The following is a 22,503-nucleotide window of genomic DNA, read 5'->3' on the forward strand; positions in this document are numbered from 1 at the left end:
AAATAATGTACAAAACAAAAATAAAGTACACTGCTTAATGAGTGTACTTTATGCTTCTAATTCAGTTTTATCAATGGTTTAGCTCTAGTTAAGTCGATTGTACATAAACTTTTAGTTTTTCTAAAAAACGTCTAGATTCGCTAAGTGAATTATTGATCATTAATTTATTGACTGAAAAAGTTTCTAAAGCTACTACAGTTTATTAGAATACAATTTAAAAACTCGATACCATTATTTAGGAATCGAGTTTTGATTTATATGATTCGGTCTATCATTTTAATTACTAATTTTAGACCAACCATATACAAGACATAACAAAAGTTATGTAAATAACTAATTCTACAACAACAAATCTTTCACTTTTCCAATCTCATTTTTTGGAATAACGAGATGGATCATATCTCCTAGATACATTCTTGTTGAACCATTAACAGTATTACTTTTTCCGTTATGAATTTGGGTTGTGATCAGTACGTTGTGTGGTAAATTGAGTTCATGTACTTGTTTACCTGCTATTTTATCTGATACTGGAATTTCAATAAGGGTAACTTCTCCGTCGTCACTTACGGTTTCAGGCAACATTTTTTCTAGCATGGCTTCATAGACGGGCGCCCCTTTGAGCAGATCCATGACAATATAAGCAACTAGAGTCACCATACCTAAAGGCATAAGATTTCGGATGTCACCGACCATCTCAGTCACAAGAATCATAGCTGTCAAAGGTGCTTTTGAGATAGCCCCAAAATAGCCGCTCATTCCAAGAATCACAAAGATAGGGAATTGCTGCTGTGTAACGAGGCCAAGATTGACACAAATAACACCGACCAGAGCTCCAAGTAAGGATCCTAAAGCTAAAATAGGTAGGAAAATTCCACCAGGAAGTCCACTTCCGTAACTAATCATGCTCCATATAAAGCGAATGATGAAGTAAATTAAGAGAATTTGGAAGCTAAAATCTTGTTCTGTTAAGGATAAGACAACCTGATTTCCCCCACCAAGTATTTGTGGTAGGAAGATTCCCACAGGAATAATCAGGATAAAAGCAAAAATTGGATGATAAGCTTTGTCAATGTGAACCTTTTTCCCAATCCAATCATATACTGTTCCAACATTTAGAACAGCTTTCTCATAAACAAAGCCTGAGAGCCCCAGAAAAACGCCCATAAGCAGATAAATCCAATACTGGCTCAAACTCATAAGAGGAATATTATCAGGCATATCAAGCACAGGTGTTAAGCCAAAGATGAGAAGGGAAACAAAGTTTGCTACTAGACTAGCAGCCAAGGTAGAAACCCAGAAGAATCGTGAAAAATGGTGATAGACTTCTTCTACTACAAATAATAAGCCCGCAATCGGTGCATTAAAGGCTGCAGCGAGTCCAGCAGCAGCTCCGCTAGCAATCAAAGAACGCTCCTCAACAGGGCTAGACTTGAGCCATTTAGCAATTCCTTTTCCTCCAGCAGCACCTAGCTGAATACTGGGACCTTCACGACCTAGCATAAGCCCACTTGCAATGGCCAAGATACCGAGAATATATTTCTTCCAAAGAACACTCCACCAGTTGAGAGACATGAGACCTTTTAACTCCGCTTCAACTTGAGGAATACCAGAACCTTTAATATCTTTTTCTGAGCGTGTTAATTTGGCACTAAGTAAGCAAATGAGGATATAAAACAATAAAATGATCAATAGATTTCGAAGTAGATTTTCTTGGTCTTGATAAAATCCTTGAACGATATGAAAGCCTTTTTCAATCAAAAATCGAAATGATCCTACAATAATTCCTACGATTAATCCGACAATAATACCTCGCCCTACTTGAGCTAAGATCGTACTGGACGCGAAGGCAAATTCTTTCTTGGAACTAAGGGCTCCCGACTGCTTCTCCATAGTTGCTTCCTCTCAATTCTTTTCTTTACTTGACGTAACAAGTGTTTTAACGGGTTCAAAACTAATGCGATGAATAGGTGTGACACCGTGCTTTTCAATTCCTTCTAGATGCTTAGCAGTTCCATAGCCAGCATTTTGAGCAAAATCATATCCTGGAAATTCTTCGTCATAGTTAGCCATGATCTTATCTCTGGTAACTTTAGCTATAATCGATGCTGCTGCAATAGATAAGGAGTTGGCATCCCCTTTGATGATGGATGTCTGAGAAATCGGCAAGTCCAACTTCATAGCATCAATCAAAAGATGTTCTGGCTGAGGTTCAAGTTGTGAGATAGCTTCCTTCATGGCTAGTTTAGTCGCTTCGTAGATATTGACTTGGTCAATGACTTGATTGTCCATAATCCCAATACCGATTGCTAGGGCATTGTCTTTGACAGCCTGAAAAATCTTTTGGTGTTTTTTCTTAGGAATTTTTTTGCTGTCGTTTAACCCTTTTATTTTACAATCTTTTGGAAGAATGACTGTAGCAGCAACAACAGGACCGGCCAAAGGACCACGTCCAACTTCATCTACACCAGCAATGAAGCTGATGCCTTGAGCGTAAAGCTCTTTTTCATATCTAAGCATGCTTTCCAAGCGAAGCTCTTCATCCATTTCTGCTTGGATGGCTTTTTTACGCTTCTGAATTTCTTTTTGTACACCTGAACGAGAATCTTTTTCAAATTCCTTAAACAAGGGACTTTCAAGTTCAGCTATTTTTGCTAATGATTCTTTTATTTCTTTAATTGTTGCCATTGAGATCGTCCAATGTATCTAAGGTATAGTTACCTAGTTTTCCATCACGAACTTCTTTAACAAAGAGATTGTAAAAACGGTCGTAATCATCACGAAAACCAAGGATGCGGGTCATATCCATAATGATTTCTGGAGCTTCATCGTCCAGATTCATTTGTTTGAAACGTTCTTGAAGCTTTTCAGGATAATGCGTTTTAAAGTAATTGAGACCGAAAATCGTTACCTCATCCATAGGAAGTAACTGATCTTTGATGGCTCCTGTCAGTGCAAGTTTAAGGGCGACGGTCTCATCTTCGAATTTTGGCCAAAGAATCCCTGGAGTATCTAAAATTTCAAGATCCTTATTGGTTTTAAGCCATTGTTGACCTTTTGTCACACCTGGTTTATTCCCAACTACAGCAATTTTTTTACCAGCCAAACGGTTCATCAGAGTTGATTTTCCTGCGTTTGGAATTCCAATAATCATGGTGCGCAAGGTTTCGATTTGAATACCACGTTCTTTTTGACGAGCAATCTTATCTGCCATGAGTTTCTTAGCAGCATCAGTCACGACTTTTACTGTTACTTGCTCTTTAGAGTTAATAGCAAGCGTTTGAATGCCTTGCGATTCAAAGTGCTGACGCCACTCTTTTGTCAATGCAGGGTCTGCAAGGTCTGCCTTGTTTAGAATCAATAGCCTTGGTTTGTCCCCAATGATTTTAGTCAGCATCGGATTTTGGCTAGACAAGGGCAAGCGTGCATCTACTAAAACTGTCACAAAATCAACAAATTTTAAATTTTCCTGGACCTGACGTCTTGCTTTGGACATATGGCCAGGAAACCATTGAATAGTTGCCATTTTATTTCCTTTTCTTCATACAAACTTATTTCATAAAACATAGATGATTACTGACTATTTTATCATATTTTGGCTATTTTTGCAGATGAATTGTGTCTTTAAAAAAGGGTAATCCCCCTTTACCAAGAGGAAAAGAGGGATAAAATTCTTATTGATGAACAGCTTGCGCTGCAGTAATTAGAGTTAGTTTGTAAACATCGTCAGAGTTACATCCACGTGAAAGGTCATTTACTGGTTTGTTAAGGCCTTGCAAAACAGGTCCAACGGCAGCAAATCCACCAAGACGTTCTGCCATCTTGTAACCAATGTTCCCAGCTTCAATGCCTGGGAAGATAAAGACATTGGCTTGACCTGCTACCTTGCTTCCAGGAGCTTTAAGAGCTGCAGTTTCTGGAACGAAGGCAGCATCGAATTGTAATTCACCATCAATTTCAAGATCTGGGCGCAAGTCGTGTGCGATTTTAGTTGCTTCAACAACCTTATCAACACTTTCACCAAAACCTGATCCTTTTGTTGAATAGCTAAGCATAGCAATCTTAGGTTCAATACCAAACATTTTAGCTGTAATAGCTGAATTAATAGCAATTTCAGCTAGAGCATCAGCATCAGGATTGATATTGATCGCACAGTCACCAAACAAGTAACGCTCACTACCACGGACCATGAGGAAGGCACCTGAAGTACGGCTAACATTTGGACGAGTCTTGATGATTTGAAGAGCTGGGCGAACGGTCGATGCTGTTGAGTGAATAGCACCTGAAACCATACCATCAACTAAGCCCATATAAACTAACATAACGCCAAAGTAGTTTACATCATTGACGAGTACTTCTCTCGCTTCTTCTTCTGTCATTTTTCCTTTACGACGTTCAACAAGAGAAGCTACCATTTCTTCAAATTGTGGGTAATGTTCTGGATTAATAACTTCGTAACCTTCTGTAATTCCTTCAATTTCAAGATAGATTTTAATTTTGTCAGGATTTCCTAATAATACTGGGATAACTTCTGTTTCTTTTACCAAGCGCTTCGTTGCTTGAAGGATACGTGGTTCTTCACCTTCAGGTAGGACGATGCGTGCATTTTTACCAACTAAGTTGGCCTTTAAACTTTCAAAAATTTCCATGAGTTTTGACTCCTTTTAAGATAAATTATTATTTGATAACTGTGTTATAAGTGTGTTGAAATCATCCGGCAGTGGGCATTCCAGCTCTAACTGCTCTTCTAAGAAAGGATGATAGAACGATAAGTAATGACAATGTAGAGCTTGGCGTTCTATGCCATGATCTAGGCTTCCCCCATAAAGGTCATCTCCCAGCAATGGAAACCCTATATGTGAGAAATGTACTCGAATCTGATGAGTTCTACCCGTGTGAAGACGAATATCGACTAGATGAATATTCCCATAAGATTTTACTATTTGATAGGAAGTGTGAGCATATTTCCCACCCTTTGCTACTCGCCTAGTAATAATCGAATCTTCATCTCGAGCTATTGGAGCTATGATTTCTCCCTGAGGTTCCAGATACCCATCTCCCTTGACTAGAGCGAAATAACGCTTTTCAATTGCCTTTTTTTGCAACTGCTTGTCTAGTCTGGCATGCGCATAGCCGTGTTTAGCAAAAAGCATCAAACCAGAGGTATCTCGATCAAGCCGAGTCACGATGTGAACCTGTTGATTCTCATAATTCTGATTTACATAGTAGCCCTTAATAAAGTTTGCAATCGTATTGGAATGATTGACGCTAGGTATTGACGCGACTCCAAAAGGTTTGTTTATAACTAAGAAATGATCATCTTCAAACAGAATATTTAGAGGATAATTAATAGCTTCCAGGGTTTCAAAACCTTCCTCTGGAGGAATGTCAATGACAACTTCATCTCCAATATCTAAAAGATAGGTTGCATTCTGCGGATGTCCATTCACTCGAATATCACCACCTCGAAACTTAATCTTGGCAAGTAAACCTTTTGAAACTTCGTGTTTTTTCAAAAAGGTTTTTACCTTGACATGTTCGTCGGCAATAAACTGAAACCTCATTCGTGCACCTCACCAATAAAGGAATCTTTAACTCGATTCCAAAAACTGGTATGGCTTGGCGTCGCTACAAAATGAATTTTGTGATGGTCAATCTGGTACTCTATCCTCTCGATATTTCGGTAAGAATAGATACTATTGTCAACTGAAATTGTATGATAATCATTCCGTGTTGGTATGATTTCAATCTTATCCTTTTTAGGAACGATAACAGAAGAACCAAGCGTTCGATAAATCCGATTGTTCAAACTAGCAATTTCAGCTAATTGTAACGCTTCTATGGTCGGGTGAAGGACTGCTCCACCCAGTGATTTATTATAGGCTGTACTGCCTGTTGGAGTTGAAACCGTTAAACCATCACCACGAAAACGTTCAAAGGGTACATGGTTGATAATAACATCTGCTACCATTGTACGATCAGCACGACGAATACTTGCTTCGTTCAGTGCTCGGAAAGACTTTACCTCTCCGTTTTCCAGAAAGATTTTAACACTTAATACTGGATAAGAAACACGAGCTCCATTATCCAACTGTAAATTTGTAACCAATTGGTCCAACTCAAAATCCCGATAGTCTGTATAAAAACCTAAATGCCCAGTGTGAACTCCAATAAACCGAACCTTATCCAGTTGATTTTCATACTTGTGAAAGGCAGACAGCAACATGCCATCCCCACCAATAGAGACGACAATATCTGGATTTTTATCATTAAGAATAAAATTATTCTTTTTCAGTCGTTCTTTTAACTCGAATAGAACTTTCTGACTCTGAGGTTTACGGTTGGCAATTAGGTCAATTCGTTTACCTGTATTCTTCATCGGTATCGTCACTGTTTCCTACCCCGTCATTTAACTTTCTGTGCAAAGGATCAAAGAGCGCTTGTGCTTCCTGTATATCAGCTCGTATTTTACTCATTTCTTCGTCTAGCTGATGAGAAATTCTGGCAGTAATCTCAAGCCTTTCTTTGATTTCTTCAGGGAAGTCTCCCTGATATTTATAGTTGAGGGAATGTTCAATTGTAGCCCAAAAGTTCATAGCTAAGGTACGAATTTGAATCTCAACTAGAATCGTTTTTGCGCCATATATGGTATCAACCGTATACTCAATAATCACATGGTAAGAACGATAACCTGATGCCTTGCGATGTGTGATATAATCACGTTCTTGAACAACTCTCATATCCTGTCTTTTACGAAGGATTGCAACAACCTCTTTCACATCGTCTACAAATTGAACCATGACACGTAAACCTGCAATATCTTGCAAATCTTGTTCAAGTGTATCGTAGCCAATTCCACGGCGTGCCATTTTTTCTTTGATACTTTCAATCGGTTTCACCCGACCCGTGACAAACTCAATTGGAGAATGTCGGTTTTGTTTTCTATATTGTTTTCGGATTCCACGGAGTTTTATTTTTAGCTCTCCGACAGCTTGAATGTAAGGATCTAAAAATTCTTCCCATTCTGTAATCATATAACTATTGCATCCAATTCTTTAAGCAGTATCATTTATCTAGTTTTTGATTTTCTCATGAAAATCATATACAATAAATACAATGCTTATTATACCATAAATCGCTTTCAAATATAAAGAAAAGGTTGAAAAAATGAAACATTTAGAAATTGAAATGAAAACACTTCTCACTGAAGAAGAATATGACCGATTGCAAGCTCAATTTTTAGAAGTCACACCAGTTACACAGAAAAATTACTACTTAGATACGCCTGATTTTTATCTTCGCCAACATAAAATTGCTATGCGTATTCGTACCTTCGATACAAGCGCTGAATTGACCATAAAAATCCCTCAAGAAGTTGGAAATATGGAATACAACCAAGCGCTTACTCTGGAGGAAGCTAACTTTTGTCTTGAAGAATGTAAACTCCCTCAGGGGATGATTATGGAGGAATTAAACAGTCGGGGACTCTCACCAAATGGTTGGGTTGTTTTAGGTTGTTTAACAACCGTTCGTTACGAAAAAGAAACAGCTATTGGACTCATGGCCCTTGATCAAAGCCACTACTTCGATATTGTTGATTATGAACTTGAACTGGAAGTAGAAAACGGCGTCCAAGGGAACCTTGATTTTCAAGAGTTTTTACGAGCAAATGAAATCCAGTATAAGAAAGGTCCTTCAAAATTAGTACGATTTATAGAAAATATGAAAAAATACTGAAATAATCTTCTTTTTTTGATAAAATAGAAGGGATAAAAAATAATTGAGTCTGCGAAAGAAAACACTTTCTTTTAAATTTGTTATTTTCGCTGATTCACACAGTTTATAGAGGACGGTTTATCAATGTCAGATACAAAAAATATGAAGCTTTTTTCGCTTTCATCCAATCATGAAATTGCTCAAAAGATTGCAGATGCTGCTGGTGTTCCACTTGGAAAAGTATCTTCTCGTCAGTTCTCTGATGGCGAAATCCAAGTTAACATTGAAGAAAGTGTACGTGGATATGATGTTTACATTATTCAGTCTACTTCTTATCCCGTTAGCAATCATTTAATGGAGCTTTTAATCACGGTCGACGCTTGTGTTCGTGCTAGTGCAAATACAATTAATGTTGTTATGCCTTATTTTGGTTATGCACGTCAAGACCGTATTGCTTCTTCTCGCGAGCCTCTTACAGCTAAACTTGTTGCTAATATGTTGGTAAAAGCTGGAGTTAGTCGTGTATTGACTCTCGATCTTCATGCTGTTCAGGTTCAAGGTTTCTTTGATATTCCTGTAGATAACCTCTACACTATTCCACTTTTTGCTAAACATTACTGCGATAAAGGGTTAACTGGTTCAGATGTGGTTGTTGTTAGTCCTAAAAACTCTGGTGTAAAACGTGCTCGTAGTCTTGCAGAATACCTCGATGCACCAATTGCTATCATTGATTATGCACAAGATGATTCTGAACGCAGTCAAGGTTACATTATCGGTGATGTCGAAGGTAAGAAGGCAATCCTGATTGATGACATTCTTAACACCGGACGCACTTTCTCTGAAGCAGCTAGAATTCTAGAACGCGATGGAGCAACTGACATTTACGCAGTATCAAGTCATGGACTTTTCGTTAACGGTGCTGCAGAGTTGTTAGATGCAGCTAATATCAAAGAAATCCTAGTTACAGATTCTGTATTGACAGAAAGTAAAAAACCTAAAAACGTACAATACATCACTGCTAGCGAATTGATTGGTGATGCAATGGTTCGTATTCACTCAAGAAAACCAGTTAGTCCACTATTTAAATAGAAATTAGGTGAGTTTTTGATTTATTTAGATAATGCTGCTACGACCCCCATGTCATCTGCAGCTATCTCAGCAATGACTCAAGTCATGCAGGAGACTTATGGCAATCCTTCTAGTATTCATGGTCATGGGCGTCAAGCGGGAAAATTATTACGTGAAGCCCGTCAAGAGTTAGCTGGTTTACTAGGTACAAAGCCCCAACACATTTTCTTCACTTCGGGTGGTACAGAAAGTAATAATACAGCTATTATCGGCTACTGTCTTCGTCATCAAAATCGTGGGAAACATATTATTACTACTGCTATCGAGCATCATTCAGTTCTTGAGCCGATCGAATATTTGGTAGAAAATTTCGGATTTGAAGTAACGATCTTAAAACCTGAAAATCAAGATATCACGGCAGACCAAGTGAAAAATGCACTGCGTGACGATACCATTCTTGTTTCAACTATGTATGTCAACAACGAAACAGGTACTCTATTACCTATAGCTGAGATTGGTACAGTTCTAAAAGAACATCCAGCAGCTTATCATGTCGATGCTGTTCAAGCGGTTGGGAAATTAGAGATTCTTCCTGAAGAACTAGGAATAGATTTCCTCAGTGCTTCTGCCCATAAATTTCATGGTCCGAAGGGTATCGGTTTCCTATACGCTGCTTCTACAGATTTTGACTCTTACCTACATGGAGGAGATCAAGAGCAGAAAAAAAGAGCAGGAACAGAAAATCTTCCTGCAATTATAGGGATGGTTGCAGCCCTTAAGGACGATCTTGAACATTTAGAAAGCAACTTTGAAAAAGTTCAAAAGTTACAGGAAATATTTTTAACTGAATTGAATGGGACAGCCTATTATCTCAATCAAGGTAAGGAAAATCTTCCCTATGTCCTCAATATCGGATTTCCAGGCCAACGCAATGATCTGCTACTCCTTCGTTTGGATCTTGAAGGTATTTCTATTTCAACGGGTTCTGCTTGTACAGCTGGTGTTGTACAGGTCAGTCATGTTCTTCAAGCCTTCTACGGAGAAGAATCTCCTCGCTTACACGAGTCTGTACGCGTCAGCATTTCACCTCAAAATACAGAACAAGAAATGATAACTCTTGCTAAAACTTTTAAAAATATCATCGGAGGATAAACTTAATGGCATTTGAACAAACGATTAAACTTAAAAATTGTCGTTACGATTACACACTTAGTCCAACTGTTAAAAAATTTACGCTTAAAGATAATACTTTTTTTGAAACTAAAGTTGGTAACTATGAATTAACGCGTCTACTTGAAAAAGTTCCAAATAGTGGAGAAGGATTCCAACTTAAGATTATCATCAACAAAGACTTAACTGGTGTAAAAATCAATATCACTGATAAATTTGGTCTACGTTTAGTTGATATCTTCAAATCAGAAGAAACTCATATCCACCAAGAGAAATTCTACTTTTTGATGGATAGCCTGGTTGAACGTGGCATATTTACAAAAAGCGAAAGATAGAAGGTTGTTATGTTTCGATTAACTTATAAAGATGCCTATCAAGTAGTGCGTATTCAAGAATACGAAGACTATGAAGCTCTTATGCTTTCTCTATCAGGCTGTGTGACGCTTCCTGATACGACTGTTGTCACATCACTGACCCACAATGGGGTTAAAATCTATCAAGGTCTTCTTGGAAATCTTTATCGTTTTTTAACAACCTATCACGAAAATACCTAAACTAAGATTTTTCTTAGTTTTTTTTCGTTATTGTTGCAATTTTCACAAGCTTTCTATAAAATAGTAGATAGAAAGGTTGTGATTTTGTGAAAGAAAAACAGTCTGCTATTCCAAAAGCAACAGCAAAGAGACTTTCTCTCTATTACCGTATTTTTAAAAGATTTAATGCCGAGAAAATTGAAAGAGCTAATTCCAAACAAATTGCAGAAGCCATTGGAATTGATTCTGCCACTGTTCGTCGTGACTTCTCTTACTTTGGCGAACTTGGACGTCGTGGATTTGGCTATGATGTCAAAAAGCTCATGAACTTTTTCGCTGATCTTTTAAATGATAATTCTATTACCAATGTTATGCTTGTGGGTATTGGAAATATGGGACATGCCCTCCTCCACTACCGCTTTCATGAGCGTAACAAGATGAAAATCATCATGGCTTTTGATCTAGATGATCATCCAGAGGTCGGCACTCGAACTCCTGATGGTGTTCCAATCTATGGAATCTCTCAAATTAAGGAAAAAATTAAAGATGCTGATGTAAAAACAGCTATTCTAACAGTCCCTAGTGTTAAATCGCAAGAAGTTGCTGATCTTCTGGTCGATGCTGGTATCAAAGGTATCCTTAGTTTTTCTCCTGTTCACCTACATCTTCCAAAAGATGTAGTTGTTCAGTATGTCGATCTCACAAGCGAACTTCAAACCCTCCTCTATTTCATGCGTAAAGAGGATTAGAAAGCGAAATTATTTATGAAGAAACCAGTTATTGGGATTACAGGAAATGAAAAAACTCATCCAGATGATGAACTGATGATGAGTTATGCTGCGAAAGGCTTTATAGAAGGTGTTAAAGAAGCCGGAGGAATTCCCATTATCCTACCAATTGGTGATGAAGAAATGGCTCGTTACTACGTTAGCCTAATTGATAAACTCATCCTAACTGGTGGACAAAATGTTGACCCAAAATTCTATGGTGAACCAAAAGCTATTGATAGCGACGATTACCACCTTCAACGCGATATTTTTGAGTTAGCCCTCATTAAAGAAGCAATCAAGCAAAAGAAACCGATTTTCTCTGTCTGTCGTGGAACTCAACTCTTTAACGTGGCTATGGGTGGTTCTCTCTATCAAGAGATTGAGGATCATTGGCAAGACTGTTCGGCCGAATACACGACCCAACGCCTCATAACTGAACCAGATACGATTCTCCGAGAAATATATGGGGAAATCTCTCATATCAACTCTTTTCACCATCAAAGCATTAAGGACCTAGCTCCGAATCTAAAGGTTGTAGCTCATGATCCTAAAGATGGTATTATCGAAGCTGTTACAACTACAGACGGCTTCCCTTATCTTGGTGTTCAATGGCATCCAGAATTCCTTTTTGAAAATCGTCCCAAAGATAAAACACTTTTTGACTATGTCGTCAATGAACTGTAAAACCTGTATTATATACAGGTTTTTTATATCATATCTGTCTTCTCACGATAACTAAAATAATCGGAGTGAGAGACGATTAGATGGTCTAATAGGACCAACCCCATCAACTCACAGGCTTCTTTAACAAGCTTGGTAACATGGTCATCGTTGGGACTGGGAACCACTGCTCCTGAAGGATGATTATGAACTAGAATTACTGACGTTGCCATATGTTTCAAGGCGTAGTGGAGAATCTCTCTAGGTTCAGCAATACTTCTAGTAGCTGAGCCGATAAAAATGGTTTGCTGATGAATGATTTGATTTTGAGTATTTAGATAGAGCGCCACCAGGTGCTCTTGTTTTTTATCTCCCAGCTCAGCTTGCATCTTTTTAGCTAACTTTCGACTACTGAGGATACTCTCCATCTCTACAGTTTCTCGTTTATGAATCCGGTAACCTAGTTCAATCATGGCTTGTAGTTCGATAGCTTTAACTCGTCCAATACCTGATAAAGTCTGCAATTCTTGTAGACTCATTTTTTTTAAATCTGTTAAGCAAGTCAGCTGATTTAAAACCTTCTGCGCAATTTCAAAAACATTAGCTTGTTTGGTACCTGTCCTTAATAATATAGCCAATAATTCCTGATTGCTCAGAGCTCCTACTCCTTCTCTTACTAATCTTTCTCGTGGTAAGAGTGAATCTTCTTGAAATGAAATACTATACATAAAAATCCTCCTCACTTTATTATTCGTGAGAAGGATGCTTAATTTCATAAAAACTAGTTATTTTTAGATTTTTTCAAGCGCTAGACGTAAATCTTCAATCAAATCATCGACATTTTCTAGTCCAATTGATAGACGAATTTGATTTTTAGTTACTCCTGCTGCTTCTAGATCTGAATCAGACAACTGAGCATGTGTTGTAGTTGCTGGATGAACTACTAATGATTTTGCATCTGCCACGTTAGCAAGGTTTGAAAAGATTTCTAAGCTGTCAATCACTTTACGTGCTTCTGCTTCTCCACCTTTAACATGGAAAGTAAAGATTGATCCAACCCCTTTAGGTAGGTATTTTTCAGCCAAGGCATGGTAAGGGCTATCAGCTAATTTTGGATAGTTGACTTTCTCAACTTTTGGATGATTAACCAGGAAATCAACAATTTTCTCAGCATTTTGAACATGGCGTTCTACACGGAGAGAAAGAGTTTCAAGTCCTTGTAGGAGTAAGAATGAGTTAAATGGTGATAGAGCTGCACCTGTGTCACGTAGCAATTGAACACGAGCAGCAACGATAAAGGCTGCTGCACCTACATCTCGAGTATAACTCAAATTATGGTAGCTTGGATCTTCTTCGACTAATTGAGGGAATTTCCCTGAAGCTGCCCAGTCAAACTTCCCACTATCAACGATAACACCACCGATAGTTGTTCCATGTCCTCCGATAAACTTAGTAGCCGAGTGAACTGAGATATCTACACCGTGAGAAAAGACATTGATGAGATAAGGGGTTGCGAAAGTATTGTCAGCAACCAACGGAATTTTGTGTTTGTGAGCAATTTCAGCAATCTTTTCGATATCAGGAATGTTGATAACAGGATTTCCTAAAGTCTCGATCAAAACAAGTTTGGTATTTTCCCCAATCGCTCCTTCTACTTCTTCTAAATTATCAATATCTACAAAAGTTGTGGTAATGCCATATCGAGGAAGAGTTTCTTTCAAAAGGTTAAAGGTCCCACCGTAGATAGTTGAAGCTGCAACAACATGATCACCTGCGTGAGCAAGTCCAAGAATAGTGTATGTAAGAGCTGCCATTCCAGAAGCTGTGGCAAGAGCACCAACACCACCTTCAAGAGCTGCAATACGCTCTTCAAAGGCTGAAGTTGTTGGGTTAGTGATACGAGTATAGATATTACCAGCCTTCTGAAGTGCAAAAAGTTCTGCACCTTCCTGTGTATCATCAAATACAAAAGATGTTGTTTGATAAATAGGGACAGCACGAGACTTGGTAGTAGCGTCTACCACTTGTCCTGCATGCAATTGTAGGGTTTCAAATTTAAATTCACGAGTCATCATCAGACCTCCAAAGATTTTATTAAATTAATTGTATCATCTATGGCAGTCAGTTACAAATAAAACTTTATTATATATAGGATAAGAAATAGCTATGGCTTTTATTAAAATTGTAGAACTTTTTTCAGATAGTTTTAAAAGTTTGTATTCACAATTCCTATATTTTATAATGGATAAAAAGGAGAACACTATGTCAGAAAATACACATGAAATTGATGCAAACTTTGCTGGCCGTTTAAACATTTTGCGTGCTGGTGTGCTAGGAGCCAATGACGGGATTATTTCTATCGCTGGAGTTGTTATCGGGGTTGCTAGTGCAACTACCAACATCTGGATTATCTTTCTATCAGGTTTAGCAGCAATCTTAGCAGGTGCCTTTTCTATGGCTGGAGGCGAGTATGTATCAGTATCAACTCAAAAAGACACTGAGGAAGCCGCTGTAGCTCGTGAGCAATTACTTTTGGATAAGGATATCGAGGCTGCAAAGAAATCTCTCTATGCTGCTTATCTTCAAAACGGTGAGTGTGAAACCTCAGCTCAACTATTAGTCAACAAAGCCTTTTTAAAAAATCCACTGAAAGCTTTAGTTGAAGAAAAATACGGAATCGAGTATGAAGAGTTTACAAATCCTTGGCATGCTGCGGCATCTAGCTTTATCGCTTTTGTTCTTGGTAGTTTACCACCGATGCTTTCCATTATCATCTTTCCAAGCGACTATCGAATCCCTGCTACTGTTTTCATCGTTGCGATTTCTCTATTGATCACTGGTTATACCAGTGCGAAACTCGGAAAAGCGCCAACCAGAACAGCTATGATTCGTAACCTTTGTATCGGTCTCTTAACCATGGGAGTTACTTACCTATTTGGACAATTGTTTAGTATTTAAAAAAGAGAGTGGGACAGAAATCGGTAATTCGTTAGAATTCGATTTCGTCGTCCCACCTCCGCACAGTTGAGTAGGGCTGTAAAAGCTGATGAAATCAGCGTAGTAGAGCCCACACAACCACTGCGTCTTGCTCGACAATCCAAAGACAATTGAGAGGCTAGGACTTTTGTCCCAGCCTCTTTTGCAATCAAAATATAAACAGTTAATAAAATTTACCAAAACCAACCTTCGTCATCCTTGATTGGTTCAGCCTCTTTTATCTTACGTGGTCCTGTTCCGTACATTTCTGCCTCGATATCTTCCTTAGTTGGCAAGATAGAGGCTAAGATGATGTAGATGATGATTCCAAGTCCAAAGTTTGCGATTGTAAAGATAGCAAAAATGAAGCGCACGAGAGTAACATCAAGATCCCATTTATCAGATAGTCCAGCAAGTACTCCTGATATCATACGGTTTCGTCTCATTTTATAAAATTTGTTATTCATGATTTCTACCTCTTTCGCTATTCTTGAAAACAGTATAACATGAACCAAAACTGCTTGCATCAGTCCTTAGGCCGATTTTGCAAAATGAGTTTGCCCCGACAAAGACCACATCGATAACGATCGGTATTAATCTTTCTCTTTCTTTGATAGATTTGCTGACAAGACTGACAAGTATAGACTAAGTTTGGCTTTTTATTAGCACTTAATAAGGGAGGAACAAAGCGAAGCCCATCTACTTCTTTTAACAGTTTTTTAAAGGCTGAATCTCTATGTTTATACCCCTTACCCTCATAGTATAGATGATAATGGCAAAGTTCGTGCCGAACGATTTTCCTAAAAACCTCTAGACCAAGTTCTTGGTAGACTTTGGGATTAAAATCCAAATGCCCATCCGTAGGGAAAAATCGTCCACCTGTCGACCGTAAACGACTGTTCCATTGAGCCTGATGTTTGAAATGTTTCCCGAAATCTTCTATAGAAACTTGTCTGACATAATCAGTTAGATTCATCTGGTGCAAGGAGCGACAGATTTACTTTTTCGCGTTGGACATCAATCTTCTTCACCCAAACGGTTACCAAATCACCAACTGAAACGACTTGACTCGGATGTTTAATGAATTTCTTGCTCATATGAGAGATATGAATCAGGCCATCCTCGTGAATACCAATATCAACAAAGGCACCGAAGTCAACGACGTTACGAACAACACCCTCAAGCTTCTGGCCAACTTTCAAGTCTTTGATATCCAAGACATCCTGACGAAGGACTGGAGCATCAAAAGAATCACGGAAATCACGTCCTGGTTTGAGAAGATCAGCAATAATATCTTTAAGGGTTTCCTGACCGAGGCCTAATTCTTGGGCCATTTCATTGATTGAAATAGATTTGAGTTTGGCTTGCGCTTCTTCATTTAGGTCTTTAATGTCCAAACGTTTGAAGAGTTCCTTAACAGCAGTATAGTTTTCTGGGTGGACACCTGTGTTATCAAGGATATTGCTACTTTCAGGGATACGGAGGAAACCGGCAGCCTGTTCAAAGGATTTTGCTCCTAAACGAGGGACTTTCTTGATTTGGGCGCGTGAAGTGATTTTGCCTTCTTCTTCACGGTACTTCACGATATTTTCAGAGATTGTTTTGTTAAGCCCAGCTACGTGCGAAAGTAAGGCTGGACTAGCTGTATTGACATTGACACCGACTTGGTTAACTACTGTATCAACAACAAAGTCCAGACTTTCAGACAGTTTCTTTTGACTAACATCGTGCTGATATTGACCGACACCGATGGATTTAGGATCGATTTTAACCAACTCAGCAAGAGGGTCTTGCAAGCGACGGGCAATAGAAATAGCAGAACGTTTTTCAACGGTTAAGTCAGGAAACTCTTGACGAGCAAGCTCGCTAGCCGAGTATACAGATGCACCGCTCTCATTGACAATAACATAGCTAACCTCAGGAAAATCTTTAAGTACTTCAGCTACAAATGCTTCACTCTCACGACTAGCAGTACCATTTCCGATAGCAATGATTTCCACACCATATTGGCCAATCAAATCTGCCAAATCTCTCTTAGCTTCTTCAATCTGACGGGCTGAAGCTGGTTTGACTGGATAAATGACTTGCGTTGTTAGCATCTTCCCAGTCGCATCAACGACCGCAAGCTTAGCACCTGTACGAAAGGCAGGGTCAAATCCAAGGACCACGCGCCCTTTAAGAGGAGCAACAAGGAGAAGATTTCGAAGGTTTTCTGAGAAGAGTTGAATAGCTCCTTCTTCTGCCTTTTCTGTTAGTTCAGTGCGAATACGACGCTCAATAGCTGGTAATACTTTTTTCTTAACAGATTGCTGAATAACTTCGTCAATATAAGCATTCTTAACTTTAAAACGACCACTAAAGAAAGATAGAATACGATCAGTCGCATGCTCAAAGCCAATTTTCAAAATGCCTAGTTTCTCACCGCGATTAAGGGCAAGCGTACGGTAACCTTGCATGTTTGCAACTGTCTCTGAGAAATCGTAATAAATCTGAAAGACTTGTTTTTCATCAAGACTCTCATCTTTGACTTGAGAAGTAATCTTAGAACGTCTAAGTACCTCTTGATATGTCATTGAACGTAAATGAACATCCTCGGATAGTGCTTCAACCAAGATGTCCACAGCCCCAGCCAAAGCCTCTTGAGGAGTTTTGAAACCTTCACAGACAAATGCTTCTGCTTCTTTTTCTAGGTTCGAAACATTTTGTAAAATTAAACGAGCAAGTGGAAAAAGTCCAGCCTCACGCGCAATCGTTGCCTTGGTGCGACGTTTCTCCTTATAGGGAAGATAGAGTTCTTCTACATCTGCGAGTTTTTCAGCTGCTAAAATAGCTTCTTCTAACTCCTTAGTTAGCTTGCCTTGCTCTTTGATTTTTGCTAAGACGGCTTCCTTACGATCATTTAGAGCAGTTAAACTCTTATCGAGGTCGATAATAGCTTTAATGGCTACCTCATCTAGACTTCCGGTCATATCTTTCCGATAACGAGCGATAAAGGGTATAGTTGCTCCTTCTGCTGTCAAAGATAAGACAGTATCAATCTGCTTTAAAGTTACACCCAAATCTTGGGAAATTTTTTCATATTTTTTATCCATGAAACTATTATACCATAAGGAAGAAAGCTTGTTTTCATTAATTTGTTGCTTTATTTCAACTTTATAAAGATAAAAGCCATGTTTATTTTAAAATCCAAACATTTCTCAGAAATAATAGTATAATAGTGTTAACTAAAAGAATCGAGGTATGCCTTATGGCTGTTAAATTTACAAAAACTGATGACTTAGATAAGATGTTCGAAGAATTCGCTAAACTACCTGATTTGAAGCAAGTAACATTTCCAGATGAAAAAGAAAAGAAAGATAAGGCAGAAAATAAAAAATAGATGACACTCTTTCAAAGTTTACCTTCTAGTGTGCTACAAGCTGGTGCCATTTTTCTTTCAATTATCATTGAAGCTTTACCCTTTGTCTTAATTGGTAGCATCATCTCTGGCGCCATTGAAGTCTACGTCACTCCTGAAAAGGTCTATAAATTTCTCCCTAAAAATCGCTTGGGGAGAATCTTTTTTGGTACCTTCATCGGTTTTCTCTTCCCTTCTTGCGAGTGTGGAATCGTTCCGATCATCAATCGTTTCTTGGAGAAAAAGGTTCCAAGCTATACAGCTGTTCCGTTTTTGGTCACAGCTCCTATCATCAATCCCATCGTACTTTTTGCGACCTATTCAGCCTTTGGTAATTCTATTCAAATGGTTATCCTAAGAGCTTTAGGCGCATTTCTAGTAGCTACTATATTGGGGTTCTTTCTTGGTTTTGTCTGGGAGGAACCTATTCAAAAAGAAAATAGACTTGCTTGCCATGAGCATGATTTTTCTCACTTGACTAAAAGTCAAAAACTGCTTCAGGTTTTTATCCAAGCTATTGATGAATTCTTTGATATGGGGCGTTACTTGGTCTTTGGTTGTCTTTTTGCAAGCATCGTTCAGGTTTATGTACCAACTCGAATCCTAACATCTATCAGTGCGACACCACTGCTTGCTATTCTTCTTCTGATGGTCTTATCTTTCCTACTATCCCTCTGTAGTGAAGCGGATGCCTTTATCGGATCTTCACTTCTCTCTAGTTTTGGCTTTGCTCCAGTGCTTGCCTTTCTAGTTATAGGTCCCATGCTGGATGTCAAGAACCTCCTCATGATGAAGAATTATCTTAAAACTCGATTCATTTGGCAATTCATGACAATTGTAACTCTTGTTGTTCTTGTCTATTCTTATCTAGTCGGGGTGATGCTATGATTCGATTTTTTATCTTATTTGGCTATTTTATCTTAAGCCTTTATCTGCACCTATCAGGTAAGCTCAATCAGTATATAAACCTCCACTACTCTTATCTGGCTTATATCACTATGTTTTTATCTTTGCTACTAGCCATCGTTCAAGCCTATATTTGCTTCAAGCGTTTGAAAGAACATAGTCACTTACATAGTTTTTCAGCCAAGCTTGCTAGTTTTGTCCTCTTAAGTTTTCCCTTGTTAGTTGGATTTACCTTTCCAACCGTCACTCTGGATTCACAAACAGTATCGGCAAAAGGATATTATTTCCCTTTGTCGGAAGGAACTGACAAGGCAATCCAAGCAAGTGAAGGAACTAGCAGTCAGTTTCTTAAGCCGGATACGAGCAGATTTTATTCACAAACAGCTCATGAAAATATTATTCGAAAGAGTGCTGATAAATACTTAGCTCAATCTAGTATAGTTATCAATGATGAAAATTACCTGGAGGTCATGGAAGCTATCTATGATTATCCAAATGAATTTGAAGGAAAGGAAATCGAGTTTATTGGCTTTGTCTACAATGATCCCAATTACTCTAATAGTCAATTTGTCTTTCGTTTTGGTATCATGCACTGTATCGCTGATTCAGGAGTTTTTGGACTTTTGACTACAGGAAACACCAATCAGTACGAAAATAATACTTGGGTGAGAGTCAAAGGTAAGATTAGCAATCGCTATCACAAAGAACTCAACCAAGTCCTCCCAACCCTGGAAGTTCAATCCTTTGTAAAAGTCGATAAACCAGAGAATCCTTATGTTTATAAAGAATTTTAAAAAAGTAGCCTGAGTGGGCTACTTTTTCTTGTTTAGTAAGTTTTTAACTTCTCGGGCTCCGACCTGATCTCCTGCTTTTTCAAAAAGTTCAATAGCTTGTAAAAAATTCTCTTGCGATTTTTCTGAATTTTCAGCAGAATAAATCTCACCTAAACCTCTATAGGAACAGGCTTGAGCTATCAGATCATCTGTTTGTAATGCTTGCTTTAAGGACTGTTCCATATACATGATTGCTTTTGCTATTTCCCCTAGTTTTAATCGTAAATAACCTTGCTCATAATTATTGACAGAAGATTTGAGTGCATCCTCTGAAAAAGAATCTTCAATAACTTCTCGCTCTTTATCGATATAGTTAAGAGCTGTTTGATAGTCATTCATTTCACGATAAACCATGACTAACTGGTGATATCCTATATGTTCATTTTCTTTATCTTGACTTGATATTGCTATTTCAAGATAGTTTTGATAAATTATCAAAGCTTCTTTGTAATCTTTTTCAAAGAGCTTAATATACCCCATTAAATTGAGAAGGCTGTAATCCTTGCAAGTTTCTAACGAGAAAGTTTCTGAGACTAATTTCTTGGCCTCTTCAATCTTCCCCTCAAACAATAATTCCCAGGCTTGATTCATGTTTATTCTCCTTTAGCTTATGTTGTATAGAAATCAATCGACAAATCACTATCAGACTCGTATTTTTTCCAAGCTAAACTAAAGCCATAATAGTCTTCAAATTCTGGATGCCAGTCATAATAAAGTGGGATACGGCTAAATTTTCTTGCAACTACTTCATCTTCAAATTCTGGGGACTCTCCTGCAGTAATTCCAAATTGAAGACCATTCAATTCCCAAGTATTTCCCCAAACATTTTCATCTGATAGAACATCAATCCAACGAGAGGCGTCAATATCAAAATCTGCACATAACTCTAGTGTAAAGAATTTTCTATAGTTTACTTTGGCGGTTTTTATATAAAAGGCACCATCCACCTGATACTTTTTATCTCTGGCTTGTATTTGTGAGATTTTCATTGGAATAGGAACTCCATTTAACTCTAACCAAAAGTGTCCCAAGGGAGTTTTGATTGCATGGTAAATTTGTTTAGAATCTACTTTTACTTTTTTCAAGCAAGCATCTAAAATCCTTCCATGTTTAACTATATTTGCACAAACTATTGTAGAAGTCAGTGGATCAAAATCTGTATACCTACGAATGACACGTTTTAACTTTTCGACGGGAAAAGTGATATCCTTTGGTAGGGCATGATACTTCTGGACAACTAAAGCAGTTTTTTCAGTATTTTCCTTTCCTACTGGGACAATAACAGCATGTCCAATATGGATATTGGGCTCGTCACATATATAAGTATAACCATTTCCACCTTCTTGAAACTCAACGACAACGAGATTTAACTCTTGATCAGGATCGAAAAGTGGTTCAGCTTTTGCACTGGTCTGGCGCTCATAAAAAGTGAAACAATCTTTATTATCCTCTTCACCAAAGACCATAAAACTACCACAATTTGGACATTTCCACATATAGAAGGAAGCCTCCGAAATGTCTTCATAGGAAATTCTATCATGTTCGTCAGTATTGTTAAAAATATCTTCAAGCAACTCATCCGAATAAACCGAATAAGCATTTGGATCAGGGGCTTTGTGGTCGTTCATTGCTTGACCACATCTACAAGTCCATTTTCCCATATCTAACCTCAGTCACGACTTAATTCTTCAAGGAAAAATTGATTGAGAGCTTTCCAGTCTTTCTTTTCCTCTGTAACACTTTGGACGTAGTCATCCAGCTCTTGGATATTTTTGATGATAAAGTCCTGAATTGGCTCTATCGGCTCAATTTCCATACCTTCAGGTCCCTTTACCTTTATATCAAGCAATCTAGACACATGCTCTTTCATTTCATCAGGGAGGAGTTCTTTGACCAAATCATCAAACAAAATCGGTGGAACAGAATGATGTTTTTCAATCCAACGACAAGCTAAAATGGGACGAAGTGCATAGAAGTACTTTTTAGGTTTGACCTTGTCTCCTGAAAGATACTTATTCATTTGAGTTCTAGCAGTATTCAAGTAATGGTGGAGCATCTTTTTCTCGGAAAAATACTGACTGACAAGCGGACGGATACGGTTAATAAAATCTGCATCTTGCTGGTAAACGATTGGCGACTGTAACCATTCAAACAGTGTTGGATTTGACTTATAAAGGAGTTTTAAAGTCTTGTCCAAATCCCAGCCACTCACATCCCATGTATCGTCAATTGGTAGTTCGATGACATCGCGATGATCATTCAAGCTAAGATAAAAATCTTGCTTGTGTTTGTATACGAAACGCACATCAAAATCACTATCCGGAGACTCAAAGCCCCAAGCGCGACTGCCAGACTCAATTGCCCACAAAACTGTAACATCATAATCACGTTCAATTTCCGCTAGTTTTTCAGGTACCAGAATATTCATTTCTTCTTGTGTTTGCATGGTAGTTCTCTTTCTTATTAACTTCTTATAC

At 38.2% G+C, this 22,503-nt stretch carries 26 protein-coding genes; 11 read left to right on the plus strand and 15 right to left on the minus strand.

Going from position 1 to position 22,503, the window contains the following annotated elements; translation table 11 throughout:
* Positions 1 to 339: 339 nt before the first annotated feature.
* From ACVC7R_RS01345 to ACVC7R_RS01375, 7 genes are all read right to left on the minus strand, one after another.
* Entirely contained in the window at positions 340 to 1,890 is a 1,551-nt protein-coding gene (locus ACVC7R_RS01345; protein ID WP_447263188.1) for a chloride channel protein, read from the minus strand.
* A 12-nt stretch (positions 1,891 to 1,902) separates the two neighbouring features.
* A complete protein-coding gene (locus ACVC7R_RS01350; RefSeq protein ID WP_447263189.1) occupies positions 1,903 to 2,685 on the minus strand; it encodes a ribonuclease HII in 783 nt (260 codons plus the stop codon).
* Entirely contained in the window at positions 2,672 to 3,523 is an 852-nt protein-coding gene (gene ylqF / locus ACVC7R_RS01355) for a ribosome biogenesis GTPase YlqF (protein ID WP_447263190.1), read from the minus strand. Before ylqF ends, ACVC7R_RS01350 begins: the two co-directional genes overlap by 14 nt.
* A 148-nt stretch (positions 3,524 to 3,671) precedes the next feature.
* Positions 3,672 to 4,646, minus strand: a complete 975-nt coding sequence (gene pta, locus ACVC7R_RS01360) for a phosphate acetyltransferase (RefSeq protein ID WP_447263191.1) — start codon at positions 4,644 to 4,646, stop codon at positions 3,672 to 3,674.
* 15 nt (positions 4,647 to 4,661) lie between these two features.
* A complete protein-coding gene (locus ACVC7R_RS01365) occupies positions 4,662 to 5,561 on the minus strand; it encodes an RluA family pseudouridine synthase (protein ID WP_447263192.1) in 900 nt (299 codons plus the stop codon).
* Positions 5,558 to 6,376, minus strand: a complete 819-nt coding sequence (locus tag ACVC7R_RS01370) for an NAD kinase (protein WP_447263193.1) — start codon at positions 6,374 to 6,376, stop codon at positions 5,558 to 5,560. Before ACVC7R_RS01370 ends, ACVC7R_RS01365 begins: the two co-directional genes overlap by 4 nt.
* Positions 6,360 to 7,031, minus strand: coding sequence for a GTP pyrophosphokinase (locus ACVC7R_RS01375; protein WP_447263194.1), 672 nt, complete (start codon positions 7,029 to 7,031; stop codon positions 6,360 to 6,362). Before ACVC7R_RS01375 ends, ACVC7R_RS01370 begins: the two co-directional genes overlap by 17 nt.
* Positions 7,032 to 7,164: 133 nt before the next feature.
* Between ACVC7R_RS01375 and ACVC7R_RS01380 the strand changes: the two genes are divergently transcribed.
* The 7 genes from ACVC7R_RS01380 (at position 7,165) to ACVC7R_RS01410 (ending at position 11,938) form a co-directional block, all read left to right on the plus strand.
* Complete coding sequence (locus tag ACVC7R_RS01380; RefSeq protein WP_447263195.1) at positions 7,165 to 7,734, plus strand: CYTH domain-containing protein; 570 nt, start codon at positions 7,165 to 7,167, stop codon at positions 7,732 to 7,734.
* A gap of 123 nt (positions 7,735 to 7,857) precedes the next feature.
* A complete protein-coding gene (locus tag ACVC7R_RS01385) occupies positions 7,858 to 8,802 on the plus strand; it encodes a ribose-phosphate diphosphokinase (RefSeq protein WP_447263196.1) in 945 nt (314 codons plus the stop codon).
* Positions 8,803 to 8,817: 15 nt separating this feature from the next.
* The gene (locus ACVC7R_RS01390) at positions 8,818 to 9,933 is read left to right on the plus strand and encodes a cysteine desulfurase family protein (RefSeq protein ID WP_447263197.1); all 1,116 of its coding nucleotides are present in this window, start codon (positions 8,818 to 8,820) and stop codon (positions 9,931 to 9,933) included.
* 5 nt (positions 9,934 to 9,938) lie between these two features.
* Positions 9,939 to 10,286 carry a DUF1831 domain-containing protein gene (locus tag ACVC7R_RS01395; RefSeq protein ID WP_414257427.1) on the plus strand — a complete coding sequence of 116 codons (348 nt, stop codon included), beginning with the start codon at positions 9,939 to 9,941 and terminating at the stop codon, positions 10,284 to 10,286.
* 9 nt (positions 10,287 to 10,295) lie between these two features.
* Positions 10,296 to 10,505, plus strand: coding sequence for a DUF4649 family protein (locus tag ACVC7R_RS01400; RefSeq protein ID WP_447263198.1), 210 nt, complete (start codon positions 10,296 to 10,298; stop codon positions 10,503 to 10,505).
* 86 nt (positions 10,506 to 10,591) lie between these two features.
* Positions 10,592 to 11,233, plus strand: a complete 642-nt coding sequence (locus ACVC7R_RS01405; RefSeq protein WP_447263199.1) for a redox-sensing transcriptional repressor Rex — start codon at positions 10,592 to 10,594, stop codon at positions 11,231 to 11,233.
* A gap of 15 nt (positions 11,234 to 11,248) precedes the next feature.
* Positions 11,249 to 11,938 (plus strand): gamma-glutamyl-gamma-aminobutyrate hydrolase family protein, encoded by a 690-nt coding sequence (locus ACVC7R_RS01410; protein ID WP_447263200.1) that lies wholly within the window; start codon positions 11,249 to 11,251, stop codon positions 11,936 to 11,938.
* Between the two features lie 23 nt (positions 11,939 to 11,961).
* Here the strand turns inward: ACVC7R_RS01410 and radC are convergent, their stop codons facing one another.
* On the minus strand, positions 11,962 to 12,642 hold the full coding sequence (gene radC / locus ACVC7R_RS01415) for a RadC family protein (protein ID WP_447263201.1): 681 nt from the start codon (positions 12,640 to 12,642) through the stop codon (positions 11,962 to 11,964).
* Between the two features lie 63 nt (positions 12,643 to 12,705).
* The gene (locus ACVC7R_RS01420) at positions 12,706 to 13,986 is read right to left on the minus strand and encodes an O-acetylhomoserine aminocarboxypropyltransferase/cysteine synthase family protein (RefSeq protein ID WP_447263202.1); all 1,281 of its coding nucleotides are present in this window, start codon (positions 13,984 to 13,986) and stop codon (positions 12,706 to 12,708) included.
* Between the two features lie 190 nt (positions 13,987 to 14,176).
* Between ACVC7R_RS01420 and ACVC7R_RS01425 the strand changes: the two genes are divergently transcribed.
* Positions 14,177 to 14,872: a VIT1/CCC1 transporter family protein gene (locus tag ACVC7R_RS01425; RefSeq protein WP_447263203.1), complete on the plus strand. Its 696-nt coding sequence runs from the start codon at positions 14,177 to 14,179 to the stop codon at positions 14,870 to 14,872.
* Positions 14,873 to 15,084: 212 nt separating this feature from the next.
* On the opposite strand, the gene ACVC7R_RS01430 is transcribed toward ACVC7R_RS01425, so the two are convergent.
* The 3 genes from ACVC7R_RS01430 to ACVC7R_RS01440 are packed head-to-tail and all read right to left on the minus strand — an operon-like array spanning position 15,085 to position 17,982.
* Positions 15,085 to 15,357, minus strand: coding sequence for a PspC domain-containing protein (locus tag ACVC7R_RS01430; protein ID WP_447263204.1), 273 nt, complete (start codon positions 15,355 to 15,357; stop codon positions 15,085 to 15,087).
* 59 nt (positions 15,358 to 15,416) lie between these two features.
* Complete coding sequence (locus ACVC7R_RS01435) at positions 15,417 to 15,866, minus strand: SprT family protein (protein ID WP_447263205.1); 450 nt, start codon at positions 15,864 to 15,866, stop codon at positions 15,417 to 15,419.
* Positions 15,853 to 17,982 (minus strand): Tex family protein, encoded by a 2,130-nt coding sequence (locus tag ACVC7R_RS01440; RefSeq protein ID WP_447263206.1) that lies wholly within the window; start codon positions 17,980 to 17,982, stop codon positions 15,853 to 15,855. The genes ACVC7R_RS01435 and ACVC7R_RS01440 overlap by 14 nt, the downstream gene beginning before the upstream one ends.
* A gap of 155 nt (positions 17,983 to 18,137) precedes the next feature.
* Here ACVC7R_RS01440 and ACVC7R_RS01445 point away from each other — a divergent pair, with 155 nt between their 5' ends.
* Genes ACVC7R_RS01445 through ACVC7R_RS01455 form a run of 3 tightly spaced genes read left to right on the plus strand, consistent with a single transcriptional unit; the run spans position 18,138 to position 19,987 of the window.
* Positions 18,138 to 18,269 (plus strand): SPJ_0845 family protein, encoded by a 132-nt coding sequence (locus ACVC7R_RS01445; protein ID WP_447263207.1) that lies wholly within the window; start codon positions 18,138 to 18,140, stop codon positions 18,267 to 18,269.
* Positions 18,270 to 19,175 carry a permease gene (locus ACVC7R_RS01450; RefSeq protein WP_447263208.1) on the plus strand — a complete coding sequence of 302 codons (906 nt, stop codon included), beginning with the start codon at positions 18,270 to 18,272 and terminating at the stop codon, positions 19,173 to 19,175.
* Positions 19,172 to 19,987 (plus strand): TIGR03943 family putative permease subunit, encoded by an 816-nt coding sequence (locus tag ACVC7R_RS01455; RefSeq protein WP_447263209.1) that lies wholly within the window; start codon positions 19,172 to 19,174, stop codon positions 19,985 to 19,987. The genes ACVC7R_RS01450 and ACVC7R_RS01455 overlap by 4 nt, the downstream gene beginning before the upstream one ends.
* 18 nt (positions 19,988 to 20,005) lie before the next feature.
* Here the strand turns inward: ACVC7R_RS01455 and ACVC7R_RS01460 are convergent, their stop codons facing one another.
* From ACVC7R_RS01460 to ACVC7R_RS01470, 3 genes are read right to left on the minus strand one after another with little or no spacing between them, the layout of a single operon-like run.
* Entirely contained in the window at positions 20,006 to 20,617 is a 612-nt protein-coding gene (locus tag ACVC7R_RS01460) for a tetratricopeptide repeat protein (RefSeq protein ID WP_447263210.1), read from the minus strand.
* A gap of 17 nt (positions 20,618 to 20,634) precedes the next feature.
* Positions 20,635 to 21,687: a hypothetical protein gene (locus tag ACVC7R_RS01465; RefSeq protein WP_447263211.1), complete on the minus strand. Its 1,053-nt coding sequence runs from the start codon at positions 21,685 to 21,687 to the stop codon at positions 20,635 to 20,637.
* Between the two features lie 8 nt (positions 21,688 to 21,695).
* Positions 21,696 to 22,472, minus strand: a complete 777-nt coding sequence (locus ACVC7R_RS01470; RefSeq protein ID WP_447263212.1) for a nucleotidyltransferase domain-containing protein — start codon at positions 22,470 to 22,472, stop codon at positions 21,696 to 21,698.
* Between the last annotated feature and the right edge of the window lie 31 nt (positions 22,473 to 22,503).

Source organism: Streptococcus sp. Z554 (assembly GCF_053010305.1).

Excerpts from the sequence above, each read along its gene's own strand:
- ACVC7R_RS01345 (WP_447263188.1), bottom strand. The coding sequence starts at position 1,890 with ATGGAGAAGCAGTCGGGAGCCCTTAGTTCCAAGAAAGAATTTGCCTTC.
- ACVC7R_RS01350 (WP_447263189.1), bottom strand. The coding sequence starts at position 2,685 with ATGGCAACAATTAAAGAAATAAAAGAATCATTAGCAAAAATAGCTGAA.
- ylqF (WP_447263190.1), bottom strand. The coding sequence starts at position 3,523 with ATGGCAACTATTCAATGGTTTCCTGGCCATATGTCCAAAGCAAGACGT.
- pta (WP_447263191.1), bottom strand. The coding sequence starts at position 4,646 with ATGGAAATTTTTGAAAGTTTAAAGGCCAACTTAGTTGGTAAAAATGCA.
- ACVC7R_RS01365 (WP_447263192.1), bottom strand. The coding sequence starts at position 5,561 with ATGAGGTTTCAGTTTATTGCCGACGAACATGTCAAGGTAAAAACCTTT.
- ACVC7R_RS01370 (WP_447263193.1), bottom strand. The coding sequence starts at position 6,376 with ATGAAGAATACAGGTAAACGAATTGACCTAATTGCCAACCGTAAACCT.
- ACVC7R_RS01375 (WP_447263194.1), bottom strand. The coding sequence starts at position 7,031 with ATGATTACAGAATGGGAAGAATTTTTAGATCCTTACATTCAAGCTGTC.
- ACVC7R_RS01380 (WP_447263195.1), top strand. The coding sequence starts at position 7,165 with ATGAAACATTTAGAAATTGAAATGAAAACACTTCTCACTGAAGAAGAA.
- ACVC7R_RS01385 (WP_447263196.1), top strand. The coding sequence starts at position 7,858 with ATGTCAGATACAAAAAATATGAAGCTTTTTTCGCTTTCATCCAATCAT.
- ACVC7R_RS01395 (WP_414257427.1), top strand. The coding sequence starts at position 9,939 with ATGGCATTTGAACAAACGATTAAACTTAAAAATTGTCGTTACGATTAC.
- ACVC7R_RS01400 (WP_447263198.1), top strand. The coding sequence starts at position 10,296 with ATGTTTCGATTAACTTATAAAGATGCCTATCAAGTAGTGCGTATTCAA.
- ACVC7R_RS01410 (WP_447263200.1), top strand. The coding sequence starts at position 11,249 with ATGAAGAAACCAGTTATTGGGATTACAGGAAATGAAAAAACTCATCCA.
- radC (WP_447263201.1), bottom strand. The coding sequence starts at position 12,642 with ATGTATAGTATTTCATTTCAAGAAGATTCACTCTTACCACGAGAAAGA.
- ACVC7R_RS01420 (WP_447263202.1), bottom strand. The coding sequence starts at position 13,986 with ATGACTCGTGAATTTAAATTTGAAACCCTACAATTGCATGCAGGACAA.
- ACVC7R_RS01425 (WP_447263203.1), top strand. The coding sequence starts at position 14,177 with ATGTCAGAAAATACACATGAAATTGATGCAAACTTTGCTGGCCGTTTA.
- ACVC7R_RS01430 (WP_447263204.1), bottom strand. The coding sequence starts at position 15,357 with ATGAATAACAAATTTTATAAAATGAGACGAAACCGTATGATATCAGGA.
- ACVC7R_RS01435 (WP_447263205.1), bottom strand. The coding sequence starts at position 15,866 with ATGAATCTAACTGATTATGTCAGACAAGTTTCTATAGAAGATTTCGGG.
- ACVC7R_RS01440 (WP_447263206.1), bottom strand. The coding sequence starts at position 17,982 with ATGGATAAAAAATATGAAAAAATTTCCCAAGATTTGGGTGTAACTTTA.
- ACVC7R_RS01445 (WP_447263207.1), top strand. The coding sequence starts at position 18,138 with ATGGCTGTTAAATTTACAAAAACTGATGACTTAGATAAGATGTTCGAA.
- ACVC7R_RS01450 (WP_447263208.1), top strand. The coding sequence starts at position 18,270 with ATGACACTCTTTCAAAGTTTACCTTCTAGTGTGCTACAAGCTGGTGCC.
- ACVC7R_RS01455 (WP_447263209.1), top strand. The coding sequence starts at position 19,172 with ATGATTCGATTTTTTATCTTATTTGGCTATTTTATCTTAAGCCTTTAT.
- ACVC7R_RS01460 (WP_447263210.1), bottom strand. The coding sequence starts at position 20,617 with ATGAATCAAGCCTGGGAATTATTGTTTGAGGGGAAGATTGAAGAGGCC.
- ACVC7R_RS01465 (WP_447263211.1), bottom strand. The coding sequence starts at position 21,687 with ATGGGAAAATGGACTTGTAGATGTGGTCAAGCAATGAACGACCACAAA.
- ACVC7R_RS01470 (WP_447263212.1), bottom strand. The coding sequence starts at position 22,472 with ATGCAAACACAAGAAGAAATGAATATTCTGGTACCTGAAAAACTAGCG.